Source organism: Arthrobacter sp. D3-18, assembly GCF_054408525.1.
Map to the genome: position 1 here is coordinate 2,512,446 of NZ_CP096440.1, position 22,381 is coordinate 2,534,826.

The 22,381-nt window shown below is 62.0% G+C and carries 19 protein-coding genes and 1 pseudogene; 7 read left to right on the forward strand and 13 right to left on the reverse strand.

The genetic code is table 11. From position 1 onward, the window contains the following. Position 1: 1 nt before the first annotated feature. From solA to M1D89_RS13795, 4 genes are all read left to right on the forward strand, one after another. Positions 2–1,135, forward strand: coding sequence for an N-methyl-L-tryptophan oxidase (gene solA / locus M1D89_RS13780; protein ID WP_498644263.1), 1,134 nt, complete (start codon positions 2–4; stop codon positions 1,133–1,135). Positions 1,136–1,214: 79 nt separating this feature from the next. Further along, positions 1,215–2,468 carry an aspartate aminotransferase family protein gene (locus tag M1D89_RS13785; RefSeq protein WP_498644265.1) on the forward strand — a complete coding sequence of 418 codons (1,254 nt, stop codon included), beginning with the start codon at positions 1,215–1,217 and terminating at the stop codon, positions 2,466–2,468. Positions 2,469–2,493: 25 nt separating this feature from the next. Continuing rightward, positions 2,494–3,948, forward strand: coding sequence for an NAD-dependent succinate-semialdehyde dehydrogenase (locus M1D89_RS13790; protein ID WP_498644267.1), 1,455 nt, complete (start codon positions 2,494–2,496; stop codon positions 3,946–3,948). 33 nt (positions 3,949–3,981) lie between these two features. Then, positions 3,982–4,680 (forward strand): GntR family transcriptional regulator, encoded by a 699-nt coding sequence (locus M1D89_RS13795; RefSeq protein WP_498644269.1) that lies wholly within the window; start codon positions 3,982–3,984, stop codon positions 4,678–4,680. 80 nt (positions 4,681–4,760) lie between these two features. Here M1D89_RS13795 and M1D89_RS13800 read toward each other — a convergent pair whose 3' ends face one another. After that, positions 4,761–5,117 (reverse strand): cupin domain-containing protein, encoded by a 357-nt coding sequence (locus M1D89_RS13800; protein ID WP_054808428.1) that lies wholly within the window; start codon positions 5,115–5,117, stop codon positions 4,761–4,763. A gap of 271 nt (positions 5,118–5,388) precedes the next feature. On the opposite strand from M1D89_RS13800, the gene M1D89_RS13805 reads away from it, so the two are divergent. Beyond that, positions 5,389–7,536 (forward strand): amylo-alpha-1,6-glucosidase, encoded by a 2,148-nt coding sequence (locus tag M1D89_RS13805; protein WP_498644271.1) that lies wholly within the window; start codon positions 5,389–5,391, stop codon positions 7,534–7,536. Between the two features lie 54 nt (positions 7,537–7,590). Here M1D89_RS13805 and M1D89_RS13810 read toward each other — a convergent pair whose 3' ends face one another. Further along, the gene (locus tag M1D89_RS13810; RefSeq protein WP_498188869.1) at positions 7,591–7,824 is read right to left on the reverse strand and encodes a hypothetical protein; all 234 of its coding nucleotides are present in this window, start codon (positions 7,822–7,824) and stop codon (positions 7,591–7,593) included. 144 nt (positions 7,825–7,968) lie between these two features. On the opposite strand from M1D89_RS13810, the pseudogene M1D89_RS13815 reads away from it, so the two are divergent. Further along, a pseudogene (locus tag M1D89_RS13815) lies at positions 7,969–8,409 on the forward strand (SLC13 family permease); the annotation flags it as partial. A gap of 169 nt (positions 8,410–8,578) precedes the next feature. On the opposite strand, the gene aztD reads toward M1D89_RS13815, so the two are convergent. The 4 genes from aztD to aztB are packed head-to-tail and all read right to left on the reverse strand — an operon-like array spanning position 8,579 to position 12,928. After that, complete coding sequence (gene aztD, locus M1D89_RS13820) at positions 8,579–9,823, reverse strand: zinc metallochaperone AztD (protein WP_498644273.1); 1,245 nt, start codon at positions 9,821–9,823, stop codon at positions 8,579–8,581. A 32-nt stretch (positions 9,824–9,855) separates the two neighbouring features. Further along, complete coding sequence (gene aztC / locus M1D89_RS13825) at positions 9,856–10,767, reverse strand: zinc ABC transporter substrate-binding protein AztC (protein WP_498644275.1); 912 nt, start codon at positions 10,765–10,767, stop codon at positions 9,856–9,858. Continuing rightward, positions 10,764–12,011 carry an ABC transporter gene (locus M1D89_RS13830; protein WP_498644277.1) on the reverse strand — a complete coding sequence of 416 codons (1,248 nt, stop codon included), beginning with the start codon at positions 12,009–12,011 and terminating at the stop codon, positions 10,764–10,766. The genes aztC and M1D89_RS13830 overlap by 4 nt, the downstream gene beginning before the upstream one ends. 2 nt (positions 12,012–12,013) lie before the next feature. Beyond that, positions 12,014–12,928 carry a zinc ABC transporter permease AztB gene (gene aztB, locus M1D89_RS13835; RefSeq protein ID WP_498644279.1) on the reverse strand — a complete coding sequence of 305 codons (915 nt, stop codon included), beginning with the start codon at positions 12,926–12,928 and terminating at the stop codon, positions 12,014–12,016. 24 nt (positions 12,929–12,952) lie between these two features. On the opposite strand from aztB, the gene M1D89_RS13840 reads away from it, so the two are divergent. After that, a complete protein-coding gene (locus M1D89_RS13840; protein WP_498644281.1) occupies positions 12,953–13,594 on the forward strand; it encodes an ATP-binding cassette domain-containing protein in 642 nt (213 codons plus the stop codon). Between the two features lie 8 nt (positions 13,595–13,602). Here the strand turns inward: M1D89_RS13840 and M1D89_RS13845 are convergent, their stop codons facing one another. The 7 genes from M1D89_RS13845 to M1D89_RS13875 form a co-directional block, all read right to left on the reverse strand. Next, positions 13,603–15,000: a glycoside hydrolase family 32 protein gene (locus M1D89_RS13845; RefSeq protein WP_498644284.1), complete on the reverse strand. Its 1,398-nt coding sequence runs from the start codon at positions 14,998–15,000 to the stop codon at positions 13,603–13,605. Positions 15,001–15,050: 50 nt separating this feature from the next. Continuing rightward, complete coding sequence (locus tag M1D89_RS13850; protein WP_498644286.1) at positions 15,051–16,598, reverse strand: glycoside hydrolase family 32 protein; 1,548 nt, start codon at positions 16,596–16,598, stop codon at positions 15,051–15,053. After that, a complete protein-coding gene (locus M1D89_RS13855; RefSeq protein WP_498644288.1) occupies positions 16,595–17,689 on the reverse strand; it encodes an ATP-binding cassette domain-containing protein in 1,095 nt (364 codons plus the stop codon). The genes M1D89_RS13850 and M1D89_RS13855 overlap by 4 nt, the downstream gene beginning before the upstream one ends. Continuing rightward, the gene (locus M1D89_RS13860) at positions 17,686–18,648 is read right to left on the reverse strand and encodes an ABC transporter ATP-binding protein (RefSeq protein WP_498644290.1); all 963 of its coding nucleotides are present in this window, start codon (positions 18,646–18,648) and stop codon (positions 17,686–17,688) included. The genes M1D89_RS13855 and M1D89_RS13860 overlap by 4 nt, the downstream gene beginning before the upstream one ends. Beyond that, the gene (locus M1D89_RS13865; RefSeq protein WP_498644292.1) at positions 18,645–19,571 is read right to left on the reverse strand and encodes an ABC transporter permease; all 927 of its coding nucleotides are present in this window, start codon (positions 19,569–19,571) and stop codon (positions 18,645–18,647) included. Before M1D89_RS13865 ends, M1D89_RS13860 begins: the two co-directional genes overlap by 4 nt. 10 nt (positions 19,572–19,581) lie before the next feature. Next, positions 19,582–20,559, reverse strand: coding sequence for an ABC transporter permease (locus tag M1D89_RS13870; protein ID WP_420180944.1), 978 nt, complete (start codon positions 20,557–20,559; stop codon positions 19,582–19,584). Between the two features lie 111 nt (positions 20,560–20,670). Further along, positions 20,671–22,344 (reverse strand): ABC transporter substrate-binding protein, encoded by a 1,674-nt coding sequence (locus M1D89_RS13875; RefSeq protein ID WP_498644295.1) that lies wholly within the window; start codon positions 22,342–22,344, stop codon positions 20,671–20,673. Between the last annotated feature and the right edge of the window lie 37 nt (positions 22,345–22,381).

Below are 22,381 nucleotides of genomic sequence, written 5' to 3' on the forward strand. Positions count from 1 at the left end.
CATGAACGGAAAACTCGCAATCATCGGCCTGGGCAGCATAGGCAGCATGGCCCTCTGGCAAGCCTCCCGGCTCACTGACGCCGTGGTGGGATTCGAAGCACACTCCCCTGCCCACGCACGCAGCGCCGCAGGCGGAGACACCCGGCTCTTCCGCATGATCTACCGCGGCAACCCTGCCTACTACCCACTCCTGGAACGCTCCCGCGAACTTTGGGCGGAACTCGAAGCGGAGACCGGACAAGACATCCTCACCCGTTGTGGCGGACTCTCCATCGGCACCAGCGACGGACCGTACCTCCGCAGCCTGCTCGAAACGACACGAATCACCGGCGCCGCCCACCAGATCCTCAACCGTGAGGAAATGGCCGCCCGCTACCCGCAACACAACCTCCGCTCCGACGATATCGCCGTCTATGACCCCAACGCCGGCGCCCTGCGAACCGATCGCGCCATCACCGCGGCCATCACCGCGGCGGAAACCAATGGTGCATCGGTCAAGACCAACACTCCAATTGACAGCATCACTGAAACTGACGACGGCGTCGTTATCACGTCCGGGGCAAACTCCTGGACCTTCGAACGGGTCATCGTTGCCTCGGGCGCCTGGTCCAAACAACTCATGCCCGAATACCTCAAAGCCCACACCGAAACCAAGCGGATCTTCCTCTCATGGTTCGTTGCCCGCGAAGCAGAACAATTCTCACCGGAGAAGTTTCCGATCTTCATCAGGATTTCGGGAAATCGCTCCATGTATGGGGCACCGGCAGTGGACGGCGTAACCGTCAAAGCCACGCTCGATGGTCGCGGGGCACCAACTCCCGCTGCCGACTCAGTGCCGCGCGATCTCAGCAAGGCGGAGATCACGGAAACCATAGAGACCGTTTCGGAGTTTTTCCCAGGCTTGATTCCAAGCATCGTGCGCTCGGATGCGTTCCCGGACCTCTTCACCTCCGATTCGCAGCCGTTGATGGGTTTCCTCGGCAAATCCGGCAGGGTCTACTCGGCAACCGGATTCTCGGGAGCCGGCTTCAAAATGGCCTCCGGCTACGGAGAAATAGCAGCCAGCGAAGCGCTCGGCAAGCGCTGGTTTGACGGATTGGATTTCCTGCGGCCCCAGCGGTTCCAAGAGTCCTGACAAGTTCCACGCGAACACCGGGAATGCCGCCTGATCGCGTATTGTTGACAATCTACAGTCCCTAAGAAAGTATGAAGCCATGGCAACACTTAGCCCCATCCTGAAGCAGGCAACCCCCGTGGTTGTCGACCACGCGGCCGGTAGCTGGATCCACGCGACCGACGGCAAGAAATACCTGGATTTCACCACCGGGATTGGTGTCACCAGCACCGGTCACTGCCACCCCGATGTTGTGGCCGCCGCCCGCGAACAGGTGGGCAAGATTGTCCACGCCCAATACACCACCGTGATGCACAAGCCGCTGCTGGAGCTCACCGAGCTCCTGGGAACTGTGTTGCCGCAAGGTTTGGATAGTGTTTTTTACGCAACGTCCGGCTCTGAAGCCGTGGAAGCCTCAATCCGCTTGGCCCGCATGGCAACCGGCAGGCCCAACATCGTCTCCTTCCAGGGAGGGTTCCACGGCCGGACAGTCGCCGCGGCCTCCCTGACAACAGCCGGAACCAAGTTCCGCTCAGGGTTCTCACCCATCATGGGCGGGGTGCACGTAGCCCCGTTCCCGCACTGGTACCGGTACGGCTGGGACGAAGCCACCGCCGTCGAATTCGCATTGAAGGAACTGGACCACCTCCTCCTGACCATCAGTGCCCCCAGTGACACAGCCGGCTTCATCATTGAACCTGTCCTCGGCGACGGAGGCTACATCCCTACTCCCGTTGCCTTCCTCCAAGGACTGCGTGAACGCGCAGACAAGCACGGAATCGTGCTGATCCTCGATGAAGTTCAAGCCGGCGTGGGCCGCACCGGTAAGTTCTGGGGCCACGACTGGGCCGGGATCCGGCCAGATGTGGTTATCACGGCCAAGGGCCTCGCCAGCGGCTTCCCCATCTCGGCAATCGCCGCCTCCGCGGAGCTGATGGGCAAAGCCTGGCCAGGCTCCCAAGGCGGAACCTACGGAGGGAACGCCGTTGCGGCAGCAGCCGGAGTGGCCACCCTCGGTGTCATCAAGCGCGAAAACCTCGTTGAAAACGCCCGCCTCCGGGGCGACGAACTAAGGGTAGGACTGGAGGCGCTGCAAACCGAGTTCACCGGAATCGGCAACGTCCGCGGCCGAGGCCTGATGCAGGGCGTCGAATTCACGTCTGCAGACAAAACGCCCGACGCCGCAACTGCGCTGGCTGTCCAGCAGGCTGCCATCAAGGAAGAGCTGCTGCTCCTCACCTGCGGCCCCAACGGCAACGTCATCCGCCTTATCCCCGCACTGAACGTCAGCAGCGACGAGATCCAAGTTGGCCTGTCCAGGTTCACGCAGGCGCTCAAGACGGCCACCTCCTAGTCCCCTGATCACTGAAAGAGCCACCATGACCCCCTCACTTGATCCCAGCTCACTGCAGACAGACTTGTTCATCAATGGACGCTGGCAGCAGGCCGCAAACGGCGCCACCTTTGCTGTAGAAAACCCTGCCACGAACGAAGTCATCGCCCACGTTGCCGACGGCAGCCCTGAAGATGCCGCCTTGGCCATTGAGGCCGCCGGACGCGCCCAGGCAGCGTGGGGAAAATCCACGCCTCGGGAACGCGCGGACATTCTCCGCCGCGCTTACGAACTCGTCATTGCCAATACGGACCGATTGGCAGCCATCATGACTGCCGAGATGGGCAAGCCCCTCACGGAGGCAAAGGGCGAAGTGGCCTATGGCGCCGATATGCTCCGCTGGTTCTCCGAAGAAGCAGTACGGATCGGCGGAGACAACACCAGCTCGGTCGATGGCAACACCCGCATCCTCATCACCAAGGAACCTGTGGGTCCCTCCGTGCTGGTGACGCCATGGAACTTCCCGCTCGCCATGGGCGCGCGGAAGATCGCGCCGGCAGTTGCTGCCGGTTGCACCATGGTGTTCAAGCCGGCGGAGCTGACGCCCCTTACATCGTTGGCGCTCGTTGCGATCTTCAAGGAAGCAGGACTTCCCGACGGCGTATTGAACGTTGTGACGACGTCGAACGCTTCCAGCGTGGTCCGCACCTGGACGGACAGCGGCATTGCGCGCAAGATCAGCTTCACCGGTTCCACGGAAGTGGGAAAGGTCCTCCTGCGCCAGGCTGCTGACAACGTCATGCGGTCCTCCATGGAGCTCGGCGGAAACGCCCCCTTCATCGTGCTGGCTGACGCTGACATCGAGAAGGCCGTGGATGGAGCCATGAAGGCCAAGATGCGGAACATGGGCGAGGCCTGCACGGCAGCCAACCGCTTCTTCGTCCACCGCTCCGTCGTGGAAGAGTTTGGCGAGAAGTTCTCCAAAAAGATGTCAGAATTGCGGGTGGGCAACGGCGCTTTGGAGGGGACCGACGTCGGACCACTCATTGAGCAGAAGGGCCTGGAAAAGGTCGAAGGCCTGGTTGCAGACGCAATCTCCAAGGGTGCACGCGTCCTCACAGGCGGTAGCCGTCCGGAAGGGCCGGGCTACTTCTACTCCCCCACCGTCCTGGTGGACGTACCCACGGACGCCGCCTTGATGTCCACGGAAATCTTCGGTCCTGTAGCTGCCATTACGCCGTTCGACAGCGAAGACGAGGTTCTCCGCCTCGCCAACGATACTGAATGGGGCCTGGTGGGGTACGTATTCACAGAGAGCATGGATAAAGCCCTGCGGTTTTCCGCGGACCTGGAAGTGGGGATGGTCGGCCTGAACACGGGCCTGGTGTCCAATCCCGCCGCGCCGTTCGGTGGGGTCAAACAATCCGGATTGGGACGCGAAGGCGGCAAAATCGGGATTGAAGAGTTTTTGGAATACAAGTACACCGCAGTAGCGGTGTAATAAATACAAATTGCCGAAGCATGGAATGAGGGGATGTCAATGGCGGCACCGGAGGGAATGTTCGTTTTGGAGGGCCGGCCCACGGCGCAGCTGATCGCTGACCAATTGCGGGAGCTCATTGTCCAGGGAGCTTTCAGGCCTGGACAACAAGTCAACGAATCGGCACTGGCCAGTCAGCTCAGCACGTCCAGGGGCCCGCTCCGCGAAGCTCTGCAACGGCTGTGCCAAGAGGGCATCCTGGTGAGCAAGCGCAACCGCGGCGTCTTCGTGCTGGAACTCTCCACGGATGACGTCAGGGAGATCTATGCAGTCCGTGAAGCTGTGGAACTGGCCGCCGCCAACACGCTTCTGGATTCCGAACCGGATCAGGTCACTGACACCTGCCGGGAACTTAAAGGCATCATCCGAAGCATGGCCAAACAGGTGGCGGCGTCGGATTGGCAGGCTATCGCCCGGCTGGATATGCAGTTCCACACTGCCTTTGTTTCAGGAACAGGGAACACACGCCTGATCCGGATCTACGAGACCCTGGCTGCGGAATCCAGGATGTGTATCCTCAGCTTGGAAGTGGCCTACCCACGTATCGATGCGCTGGTGGAGGAACACCAAATGATCCTGGATCTGCTTGAAGCACGGGATCGGAGTGGCCTGCAAAAGGCCATCAAACGTCATATGCAGAAAGCCGTGGAGGACCTTACGTCCAAGCCTGAAGTGACAGGAATAACCGCTTAGGCATCGTCGAATATCCGAATGGAGGGAAGGGCCCGGTTCAGTGAACCGGGCCCTTCCCTCCATCTACTGGACCTTCGCTACTAGACCTTGGGAAGGTCGGCAACTACCCACATCTTCCGCAATGTTTCGTGGATGGTCCACGTTCCCGTCCAGCCGGCCGGCGTGACGAACAACGAGCCGGGACCGACTTCGAAGCTGGTTCCATCTTCTTCGGTAATGGTCGCAGTTCCACTGAGGATCTGGCAGATCTCGTCATAGCCGGGCCTGGTACTCGTGGACACACCGGGCGTTGCCTCCCAGATGCCGGTTTTCAGTCCTTCCCGGGCCCAAAGGCGGAGGGACACTTCGGTCTGGCCGGGAGTGCTTGATGTGGGCTTGGGAAGGTGTTCGCCGGGGTTCTCTGTATTTGCATTTTTCATGACAGTGGCCTTGACCATTGATTGCTCCTTCTGGGGCCGGGGCCCGTGTGAATGTGCCCGCCGTCCTTGGAAGAGCACAGGTTCCATTCTAACAATTGTCAACAATCGACGATAGGCTTTTGTGGAAACAGCCGCAGAATGGACAGTTGCCCCCAAGCTCACGCCAATGCCCACTCCGACGCCGGCTGCCGGCCTTGGGGTCTGGTCCACACCTCCGTGCGAGAGTAGCGTCACTGTGAGGATGTAGCAGGACAGCGAGGACTTAGCAGGAGCGCCAAAGGAGCCGGAAATGGCTGGATGGAATGCCGATACCGCTGCCGGTCCCCTGGGCGCCGGGACGGTCACCTTGGTGGAGGGCACGTCCTTCTGCATTTCGCTGCCCAGCGGTGACATCAACCCGGATCATCCACACGGCCTGTTCTTCCAGGACACCCGGATCCTCTCCGGTTGGAGCCTGACGGTAAACGGACAGTCCGTGGAACCTCTGACAGCCCAAACGAAGGAACCGTACAGGGCGGTCTTCGCTGGCCGCATCACCATGCCTGACGGATACGCTGACACCCCGCTCATCGTGGAACGCACCCGGGAATTGGGTTTTGGGATGGCGGAACACCTCACCGTGCGCAACTACTCGATGAAGCCCGCGGAATGCCTCATCGCGATCACCGTAGCTTCCGACTTCGCCGATGTCTTCGAGGTGAAGGAAGCGCGCGTTCAGACTCACTGGGAAGAAAGCCGCGAGGTCGATGCCAAAACACTCACCATTCGCGCCCGATGGCAGGAAGTCCGGAAGTCCGTCGTCGTAAGCTCCGACACCGCTGAAGCGGGCCTGGAAGGTTTCACCTACCGGACCACTATCCCGGCACGGGGCTCCTGGAGCACCCAACTCATGGTATTGCCCGGCCTTGAAGGGGCGGCGCCATCAGCGCCCCTGGTGCGTCCCGCCGTCGGACAACTGTCCCGGAGTGATCAACGCCGGCAGGACTGGGTGGCCAAAATTCCCGTCCTCCAGATGGGCAACCACTCCATCGAGAGGACCCTCCGGCGGAGTTACGACGATCTTGGCGCCCTCCGCATTGAGGACCCTGCCCACCCGGAGAGAGTGGTTGTGGCCGCAGGAGCCCCGTGGTTCATGACGCTGTTTGGACGGGACTCGTTGTGGGCGTCCGAAATGGCCATGCCTGTTGATCCCTCGCTGGCCCTGGGAACGTTGCAAACGTTGGCTGAGCGGCAGGGCACGGTGGTTGACCCCGTGAGCGAGGAAGAACCCGGCAAGATTTTGCATGAGGTCCGGTTGGATGTCTCCAGCAGCCTGGCTCTGGGCGGCAAGTCCATCTACTACGGCAGCGTCGATGCCACTCCCCTGTTCGTGGTGGTGTTGGGTTCGGTCAGCCGATGGGGGTTCGCCCAGGACACCATCGCCGCCCTACTGCCCCATGCAGACCGGGCCCTCGACTGGATCCGCGACTATGGCGACAGGGACGGCGATGGCTTCGTCGAGTATGAGCGCCTCAACGATCGCGGGCTGATCAACCAGGGTTGGAAAGACTCATGGGATGGGATCAACTTCGCGGACGGACGCCTCGCCGAGCCTCCCATCGCGCTGTGTGAGGTCCAGGCGTATGTTTATGACGCGTACATGGCCAGAGCCTGGATGGCTTACGACGCCGGTGACGCACCCTTGGCGCGCGAGCTCGCCGATCGCGCGGCCCAATTGAAAGCAAGATTCAACGAGGAATTCTGGATGCCGCACCGCGGATACTACGCGATCGCACTGGACGGCAAGAAACGCCAAGTAGACGCGTGCGCCTCCAACATGGGGCACTGCCTTTGGGTCGGCTTGGTGGATGACGACAAGGCGCCACTCGTAGCTGAACGGCTGATGTCCCCAGAGATGTTCAGCGGCTGGGGCGTACGCACGTTGGCAACCGACATGGGCGCGTTCAACCCGGCCAGCTACCACAACGGATCCGTCTGGCCACATGACAACGCCGTCATCGCGGCCGGGCTGATGCGCTACGGATTCGTGGAGGAGGCTCAACGAATCGCCACGGCCCTGTTCGACGCAGCCGCCTTCTCCGAGGGGCGCCTCCCCGAGCTGTTCTGCGGGTTCAGCCGCGAGCAGTACAGCGAGCCGGTGCCCTACCCTACGGCCTGCTCACCCCAAGCCTGGGCAGCCACCTCACCCATCCAGCTGATCACGAGCCTGATGCGGTACGACGCCCACGTGTCCCACGGGGGATTCTGGATGGATCCGCAGCTGCCTGCCTCGTACGGCGACCTGCACATTACCAACGCACCCATGGCTGGCGGCAGGGTAACCATCGACATTGGCGATTCGGTCCCCAGAGTGCAGGGACTACCGGATGGGATGGTGTTCCATCAAGGACACCGGCCGTGGTTGACCGAACTCGTGGAACAGGCAGGGCTGCGGTAGAAGGCCTAGCTCACAGCTTCAGTGGCCGGGTAGCCCATGACGCGCAGGTAGCTTCTAGGACGCCGCAAGCAAGGGGGTTGCGCCTGCGCGTCCGTAGCTGGCCGTCTCACGCAGAATCCACACGGTCGGCACGCCGCCCACGGCCGGCATCACCTGTCCTTCTGTGATGAACATAGTGGCCTCTTCATTCCACTTCAGTGACCACCATCCCGTTACTGGGCAGTGGTGACCGGTGTTGGCCGTCGCAAAGTGGTCCAGGGTGGAGGCAGCAGGGCGTCGCTTCTTCATGAGATTTCCTTCGTTCGCTTAGCGTGTTGGGGATAAAAGGAAGATATGAACAGAGCCTACCAATTGTCAACAATCTACGAAAGGGGTTGGGGAAAATTTCCGGTCGCGCATCACCAGCCCCCCGCGCACCCGCGATGATTCTTCACCTTGGGACTCATCGTGGCCATGCTCGTCTGCGCTTTGGGCTTCCACATGCCGATCGGCTTCGTCGCGCTCTCAGCGGGACTCCTGCAAGCCCTTGCACTCGGAGCACCGCTCCTCATCGCTCTGGTGCTCTGCTACGTGATCGGTGTCGGCTCCGCCTTCGCCTCGTCCACCGCACTCCTGACGGCCTTCATCCCCTTGGCCGGTCCACTGCTTGCGACGAGCTCACTCAGTGCGTCGGGGACAGTGGCTGCCCTCGCCATCGCAGCAACTGTCGTTGACGTATCGCCGTTTTCCACTGACGGAGCACTGGTGGTAGCCAACGCCCGTGAAGACGACCGTCAGCGCGTCTACAAACAGCTGATGATGTACGCAGGCGGAGTAGTCCTGGTAGCACCCGCACTTGCCTGGGCGCTGCTGGTTCCCACGGGCATCATGTAGCTCCGGGTGGATACACGCCGACGAAACAGTTCGGCAAGCGTAGGGAAGCGCTCCCGCACACCATCGCAACAGGTAGCCCGATCGACGGGCGCAGGAGCGTGACCCAACGCACCAAGGGCAGGACCACCACTGGTGGCCCTGCCCTTGTTTGTACTTCAGATGTTAAAGGTCAGTGCGATCCGAGGGTGATGGCGATTTCGTTGGGCACGACGTCCAGCTTGGACGATGCCGTGACCTTCCCGGTGGTCAGATCCACTGAATGAACAGTGTTTGCTGCCGGTTCGGTGACATAGGCGATGTTGCCGTTGACCACGATGGCGGGGTGGGCGTCCTGCCAGTCGGCCGGGCCTTCCCAGGCCTTGATCACAGGGAACTCGTTGACAATCTTCCCGTCCTTGGGATCAAGCACATGGATTGAGCCGTCCGTGGAGAGGATGTAGGCCAGGTCTCCCGGGCCCCGGGCTACATCCCGGAACGTGTACTGGACGGTTTCGGGGAGCTTGACCACGTTGAAGGTGTGCTTTTCGGTGTCGATCAGGGCCACCGAGTTAAGAAGGTAGCCTTCGGCGTCAGGATCAGTCTTGTAGTCGCCCACCACAATCGGGCTGGTCTCGGAAACGAACGCGTTGCCCATCCGGCCGTACTTGTCCGGTGCCGTGAACTTCTCGAACTTACCGTGGTGGTAGAGGAGGGCGCCATCCTCGCAGCCAAAGATCACTGCCTCGTCGGCTGCAGTTCCCTCGCCATGGATGCCCGGGCATTCTTTGCTTTCGGCCACTTTGTCCCAGTGGTCGCCGTGGGATTCGAGTGCCATAGCGCCGCTGCGTGAAGTCTTGTCTCCGATGGTGGTGAGAAGCTTCCCGTCCTCCAGAACAATCGACACACCATGGTGTGCGGAGTCAGCCTTGTACGTCTGTGCCGCAGGCACAGCACCCTCAGCCTTGGCGAGCTCGTCGGTCTTCAGGATGGTGGTGGCGCCCGTCCCGTCGTCGAACAGGACGGTGTTGCCGGCGTGCCGGACCACGTGGCCGGCAGCCGTCGCGTCAACCCGCAGATCGGTGAGCTTCGGTTCCACCGTGTCCAGCAGCTGGAAGCCTGCCTTGGTGGTGACGAAAACATGGCGACCGTCCCCAGCTGCGTTCAGCCTGGTGAACTCCTCGGAGTCGAATTTCTTGACGACTTCCAATGTTTTGCTATCCAGGACGCTGATGCCTCCCGGGTAGGAGATGGCGACGCGTCCGTGCGCTTCGACCGAATCCGTGGAAGATGCGCCGGGCGTCTCGGATGTACCGGCTGGAGTTGTGCTGCCTGGTGTGGTGTTGGCGCAGGCGGAGGCCAGGAGCGTCATCCCGGCAATCAGTGCGATGCCACCCAGGCGGGTGCTTCTTTGGCGGAGCATGTAAGGGTTCCTCATTCTGTTGTGGTGTTAAAGAGCGGGTGAAGTGATCAAGGCTTGAGCCCGGTGACAATGCGCTCGGTATTGGTGCGCATCATGTCCAGGTAGGTTGCTGCGCCGCCGTCGGGTGCTGTCAGGGATTCGGTGAAGAGCTCCGCGACCTGGACCTTAACGCCGGCTTCGTTAGCGAGGACTTGCACCAGCCGGTCGGGCTGGGACGAGTCCGCAAAAATGGTGGGGACGCCGGCACCACGGATCGCCCCGCTGAGTTGGCGCAGATCAGCAGCACTCGGTGCCGCCAAAGTGGTCCCCCCGGGGATGACCGCACCAATAATCCGGAAGTCGAATCGTTTGGCAAGGTAGCCAAAAACGTGGTGGTTTGTGACCAAGGCCCGGCGTTCCTTGGGGATGGCAGCAAATGCGCCAGTCATTTCCGTGTCCAGTTGAATGAGCTTGTCCCGATAAGCCCCGGCACTGGCCGAAAGCCGGGCGGAGTCGATTCCTTCGATATCGCGTGCCGCACCCTCTACGGCGTCCACGACGTCGATCACCGCTGCCGGGTCGGTCCAGAAGTGAGGGTCCGGCGCCCCTTCAGCATCACCGGAACTGTAAGGCACGACGTCGATCACCTCACCCGCCGCCATTACCGGTGCACCGGCTTTCGCGGCCCTGTCCAGGTGTTGCTGCAGCCCTTCCTCCAGGCCGAGGCCATTGGAAACCACCAGGTCTGCGCTGCCCATGAGGGCAGCCTGTTGCGCCGATATTTCAAAGGAGTGCGGATCAGCGTTGGGTTGCATGAGAGTAGTTACTTCGGCCTGGTCGCCAAGGACCTCTTTCGTGATGTCACCCAGGATGTTGGTTGTCACCACTACCTGCGGCTTCTCCGGAGTCCCGGGTTGGGAGCAACCCGACAGAACCAGCCCGGCGACCGCCGTGAGGGCAAGTAGAGCCGCCCGCCTCATCGGCCGGTCTCCACGAAATGAACGGGCTTCGTAGGCAACTCGAGGGTCCGGGCAATCCGGGCGTTATCGGCATAGTCAATTTCATGGACCACGCCCTCGGCGGGCGCATTGACGTAGGCGCGTTGGGCGTCAACTGTGAGCTGAATATTGTCGGCGAAGGCCGGATCAGCCAGTGATCCGGCCAGCAGCGGTTTCGTGCTGGCAATCTGTTCTTTGGATGATCCGTCATATACCTGAACCGTGCCGTCGGCGCCGATGACCACCACGTGGTGGTCGGCGTCGTCGACTGTAGCGGCGGCGACTACGGGGGTACTCGTCGGCAGCCATTCCCACGTGCGCTGGCGGGTGTTCAGGAGCCAGACCCCGGAATCGGTGCTGAGGCCGGCAATCGTGGGCCTGCTCTTGCGTCCGTCGAATTCGGTGGCCGGGGCAGCGACGCCCTCCGGGTAGGGAACCCTTTCGAACACTGGGGTTGACCCTTCCGTCGTGGCGATCACCGCACCATCGGAGCAGCCAACCACCAATCCCACCCTGGTGGTGATAGTTCCCGCCGCTGCGGGGCAGTCGGTGGCGGCCAGTTCCCTACCGTCGAGGTCGATGGCTCGCAGGCGGGCGGCATTCCCTGCATTGTCGGGTTCGGTGACCACGGCCCCTTCGCCCAGCGGAGCGATCAAGCCCGCGTGCGGTTCGGTCTTGAAGCGGAGGGCCTCGGAAATGGTCCCGGCGGACAGCGCCGGATTATCCAGAAGTACTGCCTCCCCGGAGCCTGGGAAGAACATTCCCGTCGTGCCGGCTGTCGACAGCATCCCCGTGGCAATGGTCGCAGTACCTTCGCCGTCAACCTTGCCGATATTCCTCGCTACGCCCCTGTAGTAGTGGAAGTGATCCACGTGATCCCAGGTCCAAGTGCCACTGTCCACGATGTCCACACCGGTGTTGCTGGCCGCAAAGACGTAACGCCCGTCGGTGCTGACATCAGCCGGAGACCGGACTTTTCCCAGCCGGGACTGTGTCCCGTTCAGGAGGTCCAGCATGGAGGTTTCGCCTTCGGCGTCGATGGCCACAAGGTGAAGCTGCGGTTCAGCGACCTCGGCCACTCCGGTGATCGCCCCGTGCCCGTCACCGGTCGACGCCGGTTCGCTCGCGTCAGGTTGCGGCGCCGGCGCAGTGGACGGGTTGCCACACCCCGCAAGTAAGAGCAGTGCCAGCGTGGCTAGTGCCACCGGTTTTGTACGGAGGTTCATGATTACTTTCCAGTGAGGGATACAAAGACAGGGGCCGGTTCCGGCGCAGGAACTGTGACCGCTCCCGTGCGGCGTCCGATGTTTAGGTACCCACCGATACCGGACAAGGCGGCCAGAGTAATGGCGGCCATGGCAATGGACGCGCCGGCCGCTGTGCCGGCATACCAGGAACACAGCAGGCCAAGAGCCACCGCCTCGACACCGAAGACAGCTGCCAAGGCCATACGGGCCGGAATGCTGCGTGTCCACGGGCTGGCGGCAACTGCCGGCGCAAGCAGGAGTCCCACCACCAGCAGCGACCCCACGGCCTGATAGGACGAGACAACGGCAAGGGTTACCAATCCCACCAGTGCCAGTTGGGCTACCTGTGGACGGAGTCCCAAAGTTTCGGCGATCCGCGTATCAAAGGCTGCGACCACGAAATTGCGGTGGAGGATGACCGCGATTGAGATTGTGGCAATCGCCGCCAGGAACAGCCCAAGCAAGTCACCGTCGTCCATGGCGAGGATGTCACCAAACAGCATGGCGGTCGCGTCCGTAGCAAACGAGCGTGAATGGGACACGATGATGACCCCGAGCGACAGCATCGAGACGAAGAGCAGGCCGATGCTGGTGTCATACGACAGGCGGCCACGCCGCTGCAACAGGCTGATCATCGCGCTCATGACGACGGCGCTCACCGCCCCGCCTGCTATTGCCGGGGCGCCGGCGACTGTTGCCAGGGCCACTCCTGGCAACATCCCGTGACCTATGGCTTCGCCAAGGAAGGCCATCCCTCGAATGACGACCCAGGTGCCGACGACACCGCAAATGATCGCGACGAAAGCACCACCGAGAAGGGCCCGGAGGAAGAAGTCTGCGGAAAAGGGTTCAGTTAGCCAATGCACTCGATAACTGTAAAGCATATTGAGATTCATTATCAAAAACGATTAGGATTGAGTGTGATCTCTTCCGACTCCGCCCTTCGCGCCCGCAACCTTCACTTCAGCTTTGGCGACGCCCCCGCCCTGGTTGGCGTTGACCTCGACCTCGAATGGGGCAAAGTCACGGCTATCGCCGGTCCCAATGGTGCGGGCAAATCGACCCTCATCGAGATCCTCGCTGGGGTACGCAAACCTGCCAACGGCACAGTGGACCGCCAAGACGACGTCGCTTTGGTAGTCCAACGGGTGACGGCCCCGGACGCTCTCCCCCTTACCGTTTATGACGTGGTGAACATGGGCACTTGGGGCGTTTCGTCCAGCCGAGCCCCCAAAATAGGGGCAAGGGAGCGAAAGGCACGGGTGACCGAGGCCCTGGCTCGCGTTCAGCTCACAGAACAGTCGTCGTCGCCGTTCAATGCCCTGTCCGGAGGCCAACGACAACGTGCGCTACTGGCCCAAGGCATAGCGCGCCGTGCACGGATCTTCCTGCTCGATGAGCCAGCGGCCGGCTTGGATCTGGAAAGCCGGCAGCGCACACGTGCCATGCTCGCGGCAGAAGCAGCACGCGGTGCAGCAGTGGCCTGCGTCAGCCACGATGAAGAAGCAATTGAAGCCGCAGACTGCATCGTGCGACTCATCAGCGGCCGACGCGTCAGCTAGCTCTGACGTCAAACGACCTTGAGCTCCCGGATGGTCAGGTCCCGGAACGTGACCGCTCCTTCGTGGGCGTAGAGGCGGATGCCGTCGTCACCTTCCAGCGGGAAGACCCGGTGCGAATGCACCACACGGCCATCTCCAATGAACATCTCCACACTTGTGCGATCCACGAGGATGCGGATGGTCAGGCGCCCGGCGGAGGGGTCCATTGGTGTTTGGGTTTCGCCTGCTGTGGGGTTGATGGTGGGGCGGCGATTAACGTACGTGAACGGACCTGGCAGGAAGGCACCTGCGGCCACATGCCTGCCTCCGCCTGGTGCACGGCATACTTCCAGCCCGAGATTGGCCGGCGGCGAGGCCGGATCCCACACCACCTCGCAACTCAGATCATAGGCGCTTGAGCGAACCGTCAGCTCATGAGTACCGGCAACCGCCACATCACCGAGTAGATGTGTGCGCTTCACGTGGTCAGCCAGAGCAGACGTTGGTGCGGAGACGAGGTAGTAGGTGCCGTTTCCACGCTTGAGCCGGACATCGCGGACGATCATGTCATCGCCGTTGTAGCCGTCAGTGGCAAGGGTCGGCGTGTTGTGCGGGTAGTCCCAGAAATTTCCCCAACCGATCGCCCGGCGGAGGGTTGGGTCCTCAGCACCAGATACAACATGATGCGGGTAGGTCACCGCACCGTAGAAGTCGAAGCCATAGTCGAGCCATTCCGGCTCGTCATGGCCCGGTGTGAAGGAACTGCCGTCAAAAGCTCCCGTCCAGTACGCATACGTCGCGGGCAGTCCGCGACCCTTGCTGTTCGCACTGGTGCCAAGAACCCAATGCGAGGTGCCGTCGTCGGCCGTCATTCGAAAGAGGTCCGGACACTCGAACAAACCCAAGTCGTTGCGCAAGAACTCGCCAACACGCTTCCAGGACCGCAGGTCCGGTGAGGTGTAATAACCGAGCTTTTGCCCTTCTGCATTAACCATGAACCACCGCCCACGGTCCTCGTCCCAGATGACCTTGGGATCGCGGAAATCGTGCACTCCCGGGTTGGGCAGCACCGGGGCCTGGCCTCCCGGCTTGAAAGAGCGACCCCGGTCCGTGGAGTACCAAAGGTACTGGGCTTGGCGGCCCTCCGGCGCCTGGGTAACAAGCGCAATCACCGCGCCCGGCCCGTATCCCGCAGTGTTTCCCTCATCAACCACCAGGCATCCGGACCAGCAGTCACCGTTGCCGTTGCTGAACTTCGGGATCGCGACACCGCGGTCCCGGAACGCGACATGATCTGTGGTGGTTGCCCGCCGCCACGAAGTGCCACCACCGCCAGTGATGTAGTCAGCGTTGTACAAGTAGTAGTAGTGGTACTCCCCATCCAGGTAGATAGGTCGCTGGGGATCGTTCTTCCAATTGTCTGGCACGCTGAAGTGATAGGCCGGGCGCATCCGGGATCTTCCTTTCGAGGGTTTCACTATCCTTCCGGCAAGAGGCTCCGGGTCTCTTCAAACACCTCAGCCATGGTCCATGCGTCGAAAGTAAGGAGCCGCGCCGAACCTTCGGTAGCGGCCAATGTCACGCGCTCGCCGCCCAGGGTCGGGTAGACCCGGGCCGTGAGGGGCTTGCCGTTGGCGAAAATTTCGACGGCGGACCGGTCCACCAGGACGCGCAGGCGAACTCGACCGTCCGTCATAGGGACGGGTCCGGACTTGTCCTCCACATCGACGGCAGGGTCGAGGCTGCTGCGGGTACGGTCCAAGCGGAGAGTGCCGGCGGGGGCGCCATCTGCGGCCCGGGTCAGCACGATCACGGTGGCCTCAGCACCATCCTGGGACGTCAGCACTCCGAGCCGAACCTCCGCACCAGGTGCCAGTTGCACGTCCAGGTCAAGGTCCAGCTGGTTGCCGGATACGCCGGTCTCGAGGGACGTTCCAGCCCCTACCAGCACCTGGCCGGGGACGCTGACATGGTTTCTGCGTAGCTTCTCAATTTCGGAAACCGGCGCGAACTCCAAGGTTCCGTCGTTCGCCAAGGTGGTGACCCGCGGCAGGCTCATAACACCCGACCAGCCGGCTTCCACCATCGCCGCATCACTTCGGCCTTCTTGCATCCAGCCGAACATGACCCGGCGGCCGGACTCATCCTCGAAAGACTGCGGTGCGTAGAAGAAGCGGCCTCCGTAGTCCAGCCGGTGCAGCGCCTCCGGCTCGAAGGCATCCCCGGCGTAGCGGCCGGTCCAGTACAGCGGGTGGCGGGTTACGCCGTCGTCCCACGCGGAGAAGACCAGCACATCAGGCGAGTTGTCAGTAGGGGCAGAACCCAACGAACCCTGCCCGGCACGGAACAGGTCAACGCATTCCCACATGGTCCCGGTCCAGTCAGTGTCAGCAGGATCGCCCCGCGAAGCATCGCCGATGAACAAAGGTCCGATGTAGTCCCAAGACCGTAGGTCTGAAGACTCGTACAAGAAGGCCGTGCCGCCCCGGTGACGAATGCCCGACCCCATCAGCTGTCGCCACTTGGTGCCTTCGCGCCAGACGCAATGATCGCGGTAAGCAGTGATCTCCACTCCAACGGGCGGAGCCGCAATTACTGGATTCCCTGTGTCCTTGGTCCAGTTCTGCAGGTCCGTAGATCCCACAGCGACGCAGGGCAGCTCTTTGCCCTCGAACCGTCCCGAGTACACCAAGGTGGGCGTGCCGCCGTCGTTCACCAAGACCCCCGACCAGCAGCCATCAGCGTCCGGTCCCGCGGACGGCTCCAAGGCAACGGGCAGGTCAGTCCAGGTCACGAGGTCGGTGCTGGTGGCGTGGCCCCACTGGATGCGATGGTGGAAAGCGCCCTCCGGGTTGTACTGGTAGAAGAGGTGGTACGTGCCGTTCCACTGGCTTAAGCCGTTGGGATCATTGAGCCAGCCGGCCGGCGACACGAAATGGAACCGCGGGCGCAGGGGATCGGCCTCAGCGCGGGTCAGCAACTCGTCCTGGGGAACGGTGGCGAGCGGGTGGGTTAGTTCAGTCATGCGGAAGCCTCTTCCTGAGCGTTCGACGCCGGGCCACTGGGTTGGATTGGTTCGCTCGCCAAAGCATGGCCGCCGGCTGCGGCCCATGGCCGGTAAAGATGGCAGCGCACCCAGTGACGGTTGGCGGGGTCACCCACTTGATGGCGAACAGGTTCTCCGGCCGAGCATGCCTGGTTCGGATCGCCGTCGAACACGCAGTGCGTTGAGGCCATGACCGCCTGCCGTAATTCGGCCCTGCGGACGGGATCGTACGAGCCCGCCCGGGCGGGGTCCGGTACGGCCGAAACCAACAGTTGCGTGTAAGGGTGCGCGGGGTTGGACAGCAGGTCCAGGGACTCGCCTTCCTCAACGAGTTCACCGGCGAACATGACGGCAGTCCGGTCCGCCAAGTATCGGGCTGACGCGAGGTCGTGCGTGATGTAGAGCATGGAGATGCCCTGCTCGTCGCGGAGCTTGCGCATCAGGTTGAGCACGCCGATCCGGACAGAAACGTCAAGCATGGAGGTAGGTTCGTCGGCCAGGATGACCTGGGGTTCAACTGCGAGGGCCCGGGCTATCGCAACGCGTTGGCGCTGGCCACCGGACAGCTCGTGCGGATAGGAGTTCAGCATGTCAGCCTGCAGGCCAACAGTGGTCATGAGTTCCGCGAGCCTACGCTGGGTCTCCTGCTCGGAACCACCGCTCTTGCCGTGGATCGCCAACGAACGCCGCAGGAAGTGGTCCATCCTGTGGGCGGGGTTCAATGAGCCGAAGGGGTCTTGGAACACCATCTGCAGTTGGGATCGAAATGCACGCGATGCTTGAAAACGATCCCGTTTGAGGATGTCGACGCCGTCAATCAGGATTGCGCCGGTGCTCGGCTTTTCTAGCCGCGCGACGCAGCGGGCCAAGGTGCTCTTGCCGGAACCGGACTCCCCCACCAGCGCCACGATTTCACCGCGACCAATGCTCAGGTCGACGCCGTGCAGGGCACGGACCGAATCGCGGGAGAACAGCCCGCCAATGGGGAATGACTTCCCCAGGCCGCGGATCTCGAGGGCGGGGGTGCCGGTGCCGGCCACGGCCGGTGGGGTTATGAGTGAGTGGCTCATCGTGCAGCTCCTTCCAGGTTTACTGAATCAACCGCCGGGGTGTCGGCATCAAATGGAGCTACGAAATGGCCGGGTGCTTCTTCGGTGAGGTCCGGGATGTTCCGGAACTTCACGCCGTCGGGCAGTCCCGTCAACGGAACGCGGGGACCGGTGAGCGGCGGAAACGCGCCCATGAGGGCCTGGGTGTAAGGGTGGCGGGGATTGGCGTAAACGTCCTGGGCTTTGGCGGTCTCCACGATCCGGCCGCCGTACATCACGGCCATGCGGTGCGAGAGTTCCACCATCAGGGACATGTCGTGCGTGATGAAGAGGACGGAGAAGCCGAGTTCACGTTGGAGGTCCTTGATTTGTGCCATGATCTCCTGCTGCACCACTACGTCCAGGGCGGTGGTGGGCTCGTCCAGGATCAGCAGTGACGGCTTGAGCGCCACCGCCATGGCGATAACGGCTCGCTGGCGCATGCCACCCGAGAGTTGGTGCGGATAGGACTTGAGCCGTGCGGGATCGATCCTCACGAGTTCCAGCAGTTCACCGGCCCGCCTCAGCGATTCCTTACGGGAGTAGCCGGCGTGAGTTGTGAAGATGTCAACGATCTGTTCGCCTATGGTCAGCACCGGATTGAGCGAATTCATGGCCGACTGGAAGACCATGGCCACATCCTGCCAGCGGAAGCGCCGCAGCTCTTCCGGGCTCATGGCCAGGACATCCTTGCCGCCGAAGGAGATGCTGCCGCCTGCAATCTTTGCGGGGTCCTTCAGGAGCCTCATGATCGAGTTGGCAATAGTGGACTTCCCACAGCCGGACTCCCCCGCCAAGCCGAACACCTCACCGGTGCCAATACTGAAGGAAACGCGGTCGACGGCGGTGGTGGACCGGGTGTCGCCGATGTACTTGACGGTGAGGTCCTTGACGTCAAGGACTGGTTCGTGGGAGCCGAAGGAAACTTGGGAGATGGTCATTTGGCGGCGCTCCTTTCGGTGTCTTTTGGAGTCTTGATTTTTCGCAACCGCGGGTTGGTGACCTCGTCCACGGCGTAGTTGATGAGGGCAAGGGCGAAGGCGACCAGCGCTATACACACGCCTGAGGGGACGAAGACCCACCAACTGCCCGTGAGGAGGGCGCCTTCGTTGCCGGCCCAGAAGAGGTTGTTGCCCCAGGAGACCGTGCTGACATCACCCAGGCCCAGGAACTCCAGGCCCGCTTGCGCACCGATTCCGTAGATCACGCAGGCAAGCAGGGTGCCCATGACAATCGAGGCCATGTTGGGCAGGATTTCGCGGAACATGATCCAGCCCGCCCGTTCCCCGGACACCACGGCCGCAGCCACGAAGTCTTTGGACCGGATGGACAACGCCTGTGATCGAAGGACGCGGGCAGAGCCGGCCCAGCCGGTGACGACGAGTACCAGGATTACCGTGCCCAGGCCCGGCGGAAGGAACGCGGCCAGGATGACCAGCAGCGGCAGGCCGGGCAAGAGCAGGAAAACGTTGGTAACCAGGGACAGTGCTTCGTCAATGAACTTGCCGAAGTACGCCGAGGCGAGGCCCACGAGGATGCCGATGAACGTGGACGCCACCCCGACTGTCAGCCCCACGAAAAGGGAACTCCGTGAGCCGTGGACTGTCAACGCGAGCACGTCCTGTCCCTTGGCGGTGGTGCCCAGCCAGTGCTCGGCAGATGGTTCAAGGGAGGCCATCGCGGTGATCCTCGACGGGTCGCCGGGAAACAGCACCGGTGCCAGCAGTGCCAAGGCAATGAAGATGAACATCATGGCCATACCCGTCAGGGCCTTCTTGTTGTTGAGGAGCCCGTGGACGAAACTGCGGTTGGGTTTGCGGACAGCCGGTGTTGGAGTTGGCTGCTTCAGAAGTGCGGTTGTCATGATCAGTCCTCTAGTTGCTGCGCACGCGCGGGTCGAGGCGGACGTAGAGGATGTCCACCAGGAAGTTGGCAAGCAGCACAGCGGCGGTGATGGTCAGGAACAGGCCCTGCATAAGCGGATAGTCGAGGCCTTGGACGGCGTTGAGGAGCTGGTAGCCAACGCCGGGATAGGCGAATACCACCTCCGTCAGCAGCGCACCACCCACAACGAATCCCAGTCCCATGCCAAAGCTCGTTACCGACGGGAGCATGGCATTGCGTGCTGCGTAGCGGAGCATGATGCGTCCGGGGCGGAGTCCCTTGGCTTCGGCCATGGTGATGTAGTCCTCGGAATTCGTGGCAATCATGGTGTTTCGCATGCCCAGCATCCAACCTCCGATGGAAACCAGCACGATCGTCAGCGCGGGCAGCACAAGGTGGGCGCCGACGTCGCCGATGAACTCCCAAGTGAAAGCCGGCTCCAAACCGTCAGTGAACGCATGTCGGATCGGGAACCAACCCAGCACCACCCCGAACAGGTACAGCGCACCCATGGCAAGCCAGAAGTACGGGAACGAGCCGATGAAAACCAGCACCGGCGGAAGCGCGGAGTCGATCGCCCCACCACGGCGCCACGCGGCGAGGATACCCAGCAGGTTACCCACGACGGCGGCAACCACCAGTGCGGTACCGCCCAGCAGGAGTGTCCAGCCGATTTGGGACGAGATGACTTCGGTGACGGGGGTGGGGAAACGGGAGATGGAAACACCCATTTGCCCGGTGAAGATGTTGTGCATGTAGTCGATGTATTGCTCCCAAATGGGCCGATCGTCAACACCCAGCAGCTTGCGTAGGGCCTCGATTTGTTCGGGCTGCATTCGGTCCTGGGAGCGGGCGAACATCCGGGAGACCGGGTCACCGGGCATGAAACGCGGGAGCAGGAAATTCAGGGTGATGGATGCCCAGAAGGCGATCAGGTAGAAACCCAGGCGGCGCAGGATGAAGCGCACGGTTTCCCTCCATTCGGGAATTGCGGAAAGTTTGGGGCACGTCCGGGCGGAGTTGGCCGCCCGGACGTGCGGTGTAAGGCCCGTCAGGGCCCAAAGCGGCGGCGGTGGGGACTACTTGCGCGGTTCCAGCGTGGTCAGAACCAGCACCGTCGTAGGTGAACGGACCGACAGGGTGGCGTACGGGTTGCCCTCGGTGGGCCAGCCAGTGAACCGGGTGTCATTGAAGGCTCCCCATTCCGGTCCTGAGAACAGCGGCACCAGCGGTGCGACGTCGTTGTACTCTTCCTGCAGCTTGTTGGCGAGGTCCTTTTGCTTGGACTCATCACTTGCCGCGGCGAAGTCGGCCAGCAGTGCATCCGCTTTCGTGTCGCCGAAGCGGTGGTAGTTGTCGAACGTCTTGGTGCCCACGGGCTTCACTGTTGCTGTGCCCATTGTCGTGTTGAAGTACTTGTACGGGCTGGGGTCGTTGGCGCTCCAGACAATGCCGGAGTCGAAGTCGCCGGTCTCATAGCCGGCAACCACGGCAGCCCAATCCGGGGACTCCACCTTGGCAGTCACGCCCACTTCGGCCAGGTTCTGCGCGATCACGTTGGCCACTGACAGCCAGTCGGAGGAAGTGGCGCCCACGGAGATCTCGAATTCGAACGGCTTTCCGTCCTTCATCGTGCGCTTTCCGTCGGCTCCCTTGGGATATCCGGCCTTGTCCAGAAGCTCGTTGGCCTTTTCCACATCGTGGTTGGTCCACGTGCAGTTGTCCTTGACCGCGGCGTTCTTCCAGGTTTCGTAGTTGCCGGAGAGTCCGGTGCAGTCCGCCGGTTTCGCGTAGCCGCTCATGCCGATCTTGGTAACTTGCTCGCGGTCAACGGCCATGCTCAGTGCCTTGCGGACATCAACGTCGTTGAACGGCGCTTTAGTGGTGTTGAGTTGCCAGTTGATCATGGCACCGGTGGCCGGGAACCAGTATTGACGGTGTTCCTTGTCCTTTGAAACGAAGGTCTTTTCGATGTTCGGGATGTACTGCGGAGCCCAGTCCACGTCGCCATTCGCGGCGGCGAGGTTGGCGCCGTCGTTTCCTGCAAAAGCGAGCATCTTGATGCCGGCAATCTTCTGCTTCTCCGGCTGCCAGTAGTTGGGGTTCTTGGTCAACACGAAGGACTGGGCCTGGAAACCGTCCACCTCGGTGTAGGGTCCGGTGCCCACCGGCTTGGCGTTTGCGTCCTTTTCCGGGTCCGGCAAAGCGGACCAGATGTGCTTGGGCAGGATGACGAGCTGGCCGACGTCGTAAAGGGCCGGTGACCAGGGCTTGTTGAAGTTGAATGTGACTTTGTTGCCCTCGGCCGTGACGGTATCCAGATATTCGAAGCCGCCCTTGATCTTTTTCTGAAGTTCGAACGTATAGGCAACATCGTCAGCCACGAAGGGCTGCCCATCGGACCATTTCACACCGTCACGGAGCGTGAAGGTGATCGACTTGCCGTCCTCCGCTGCCTTCCACTCGGTGGCGAGCCACGGCACAGTGTCTCCCTTGGCCGGGTTGAAGATCAGGAGGGATTCGTAAATGGACTGCTGGACCATCGGGTTGACCGTGGGGGCAAACGGGTTGAAGTTCTGCACGAACGTGCCCATGTCCTCACGCGGGATGGTGAGGAACGCGCTGGCGTTCGCTCCGGCGTCGGAAGTGCTTGTCTTGGTGACATTGGCCGTGCAGCCGGTGAGCAGCATTGCGCCCACTGCAAGGCTTGCCGCCGTCATCCGGGCAGCCCTGAAATATCGGGGTTGTGTCATGATGGTTATCTCTTTCCTATCTTCATCAGCAAGGTGA

Excerpts from the sequence above, each read along its gene's own strand:
- M1D89_RS13800 (WP_054808428.1), bottom strand. The coding sequence starts at position 5,117 with ATGGTCAAGGCCACTGTCATGAAAAATGCAAATACAGAGAACCCCGGC.
- M1D89_RS13865 (WP_498644292.1), bottom strand. The coding sequence starts at position 19,571 with ATGACAACCGCACTTCTGAAGCAGCCAACTCCAACACCGGCTGTCCGC.
- M1D89_RS13785 (WP_498644265.1), top strand. The coding sequence starts at position 1,215 with ATGGCAACACTTAGCCCCATCCTGAAGCAGGCAACCCCCGTGGTTGTC.
- M1D89_RS13850 (WP_498644286.1), bottom strand. The coding sequence starts at position 16,598 with ATGACTGAACTAACCCACCCGCTCGCCACCGTTCCCCAGGACGAGTTG.
- M1D89_RS13790 (WP_498644267.1), top strand. The coding sequence starts at position 2,494 with ATGACCCCCTCACTTGATCCCAGCTCACTGCAGACAGACTTGTTCATC.
- M1D89_RS13860 (WP_498644290.1), bottom strand. The coding sequence starts at position 18,648 with ATGACCATCTCCCAAGTTTCCTTCGGCTCCCACGAACCAGTCCTTGAC.
- M1D89_RS13855 (WP_498644288.1), bottom strand. The coding sequence starts at position 17,689 with ATGAGCCACTCACTCATAACCCCACCGGCCGTGGCCGGCACCGGCACC.
- aztD (WP_498644273.1), bottom strand. The coding sequence starts at position 9,823 with ATGAGGAACCCTTACATGCTCCGCCAAAGAAGCACCCGCCTGGGTGGC.
- M1D89_RS13830 (WP_498644277.1), bottom strand. The coding sequence starts at position 12,011 with ATGAACCTCCGTACAAAACCGGTGGCACTAGCCACGCTGGCACTGCTC.
- aztC (WP_498644275.1), bottom strand. The coding sequence starts at position 10,767 with ATGAGGCGGGCGGCTCTACTTGCCCTCACGGCGGTCGCCGGGCTGGTT.
- solA (WP_498644263.1), top strand. The coding sequence starts at position 2 with ATGAACGGAAAACTCGCAATCATCGGCCTGGGCAGCATAGGCAGCATG.
- M1D89_RS13795 (WP_498644269.1), top strand. The coding sequence starts at position 3,982 with ATGTCAATGGCGGCACCGGAGGGAATGTTCGTTTTGGAGGGCCGGCCC.
- M1D89_RS13810 (WP_498188869.1), bottom strand. The coding sequence starts at position 7,824 with ATGAAGAAGCGACGCCCTGCTGCCTCCACCCTGGACCACTTTGCGACG.
- M1D89_RS13875 (WP_498644295.1), bottom strand. The coding sequence starts at position 22,344 with ATGACACAACCCCGATATTTCAGGGCTGCCCGGATGACGGCGGCAAGC.
- aztB (WP_498644279.1), bottom strand. The coding sequence starts at position 12,928 with ATGAATCTCAATATGCTTTACAGTTATCGAGTGCATTGGCTAACTGAA.
- M1D89_RS13805 (WP_498644271.1), top strand. The coding sequence starts at position 5,389 with ATGGCTGGATGGAATGCCGATACCGCTGCCGGTCCCCTGGGCGCCGGG.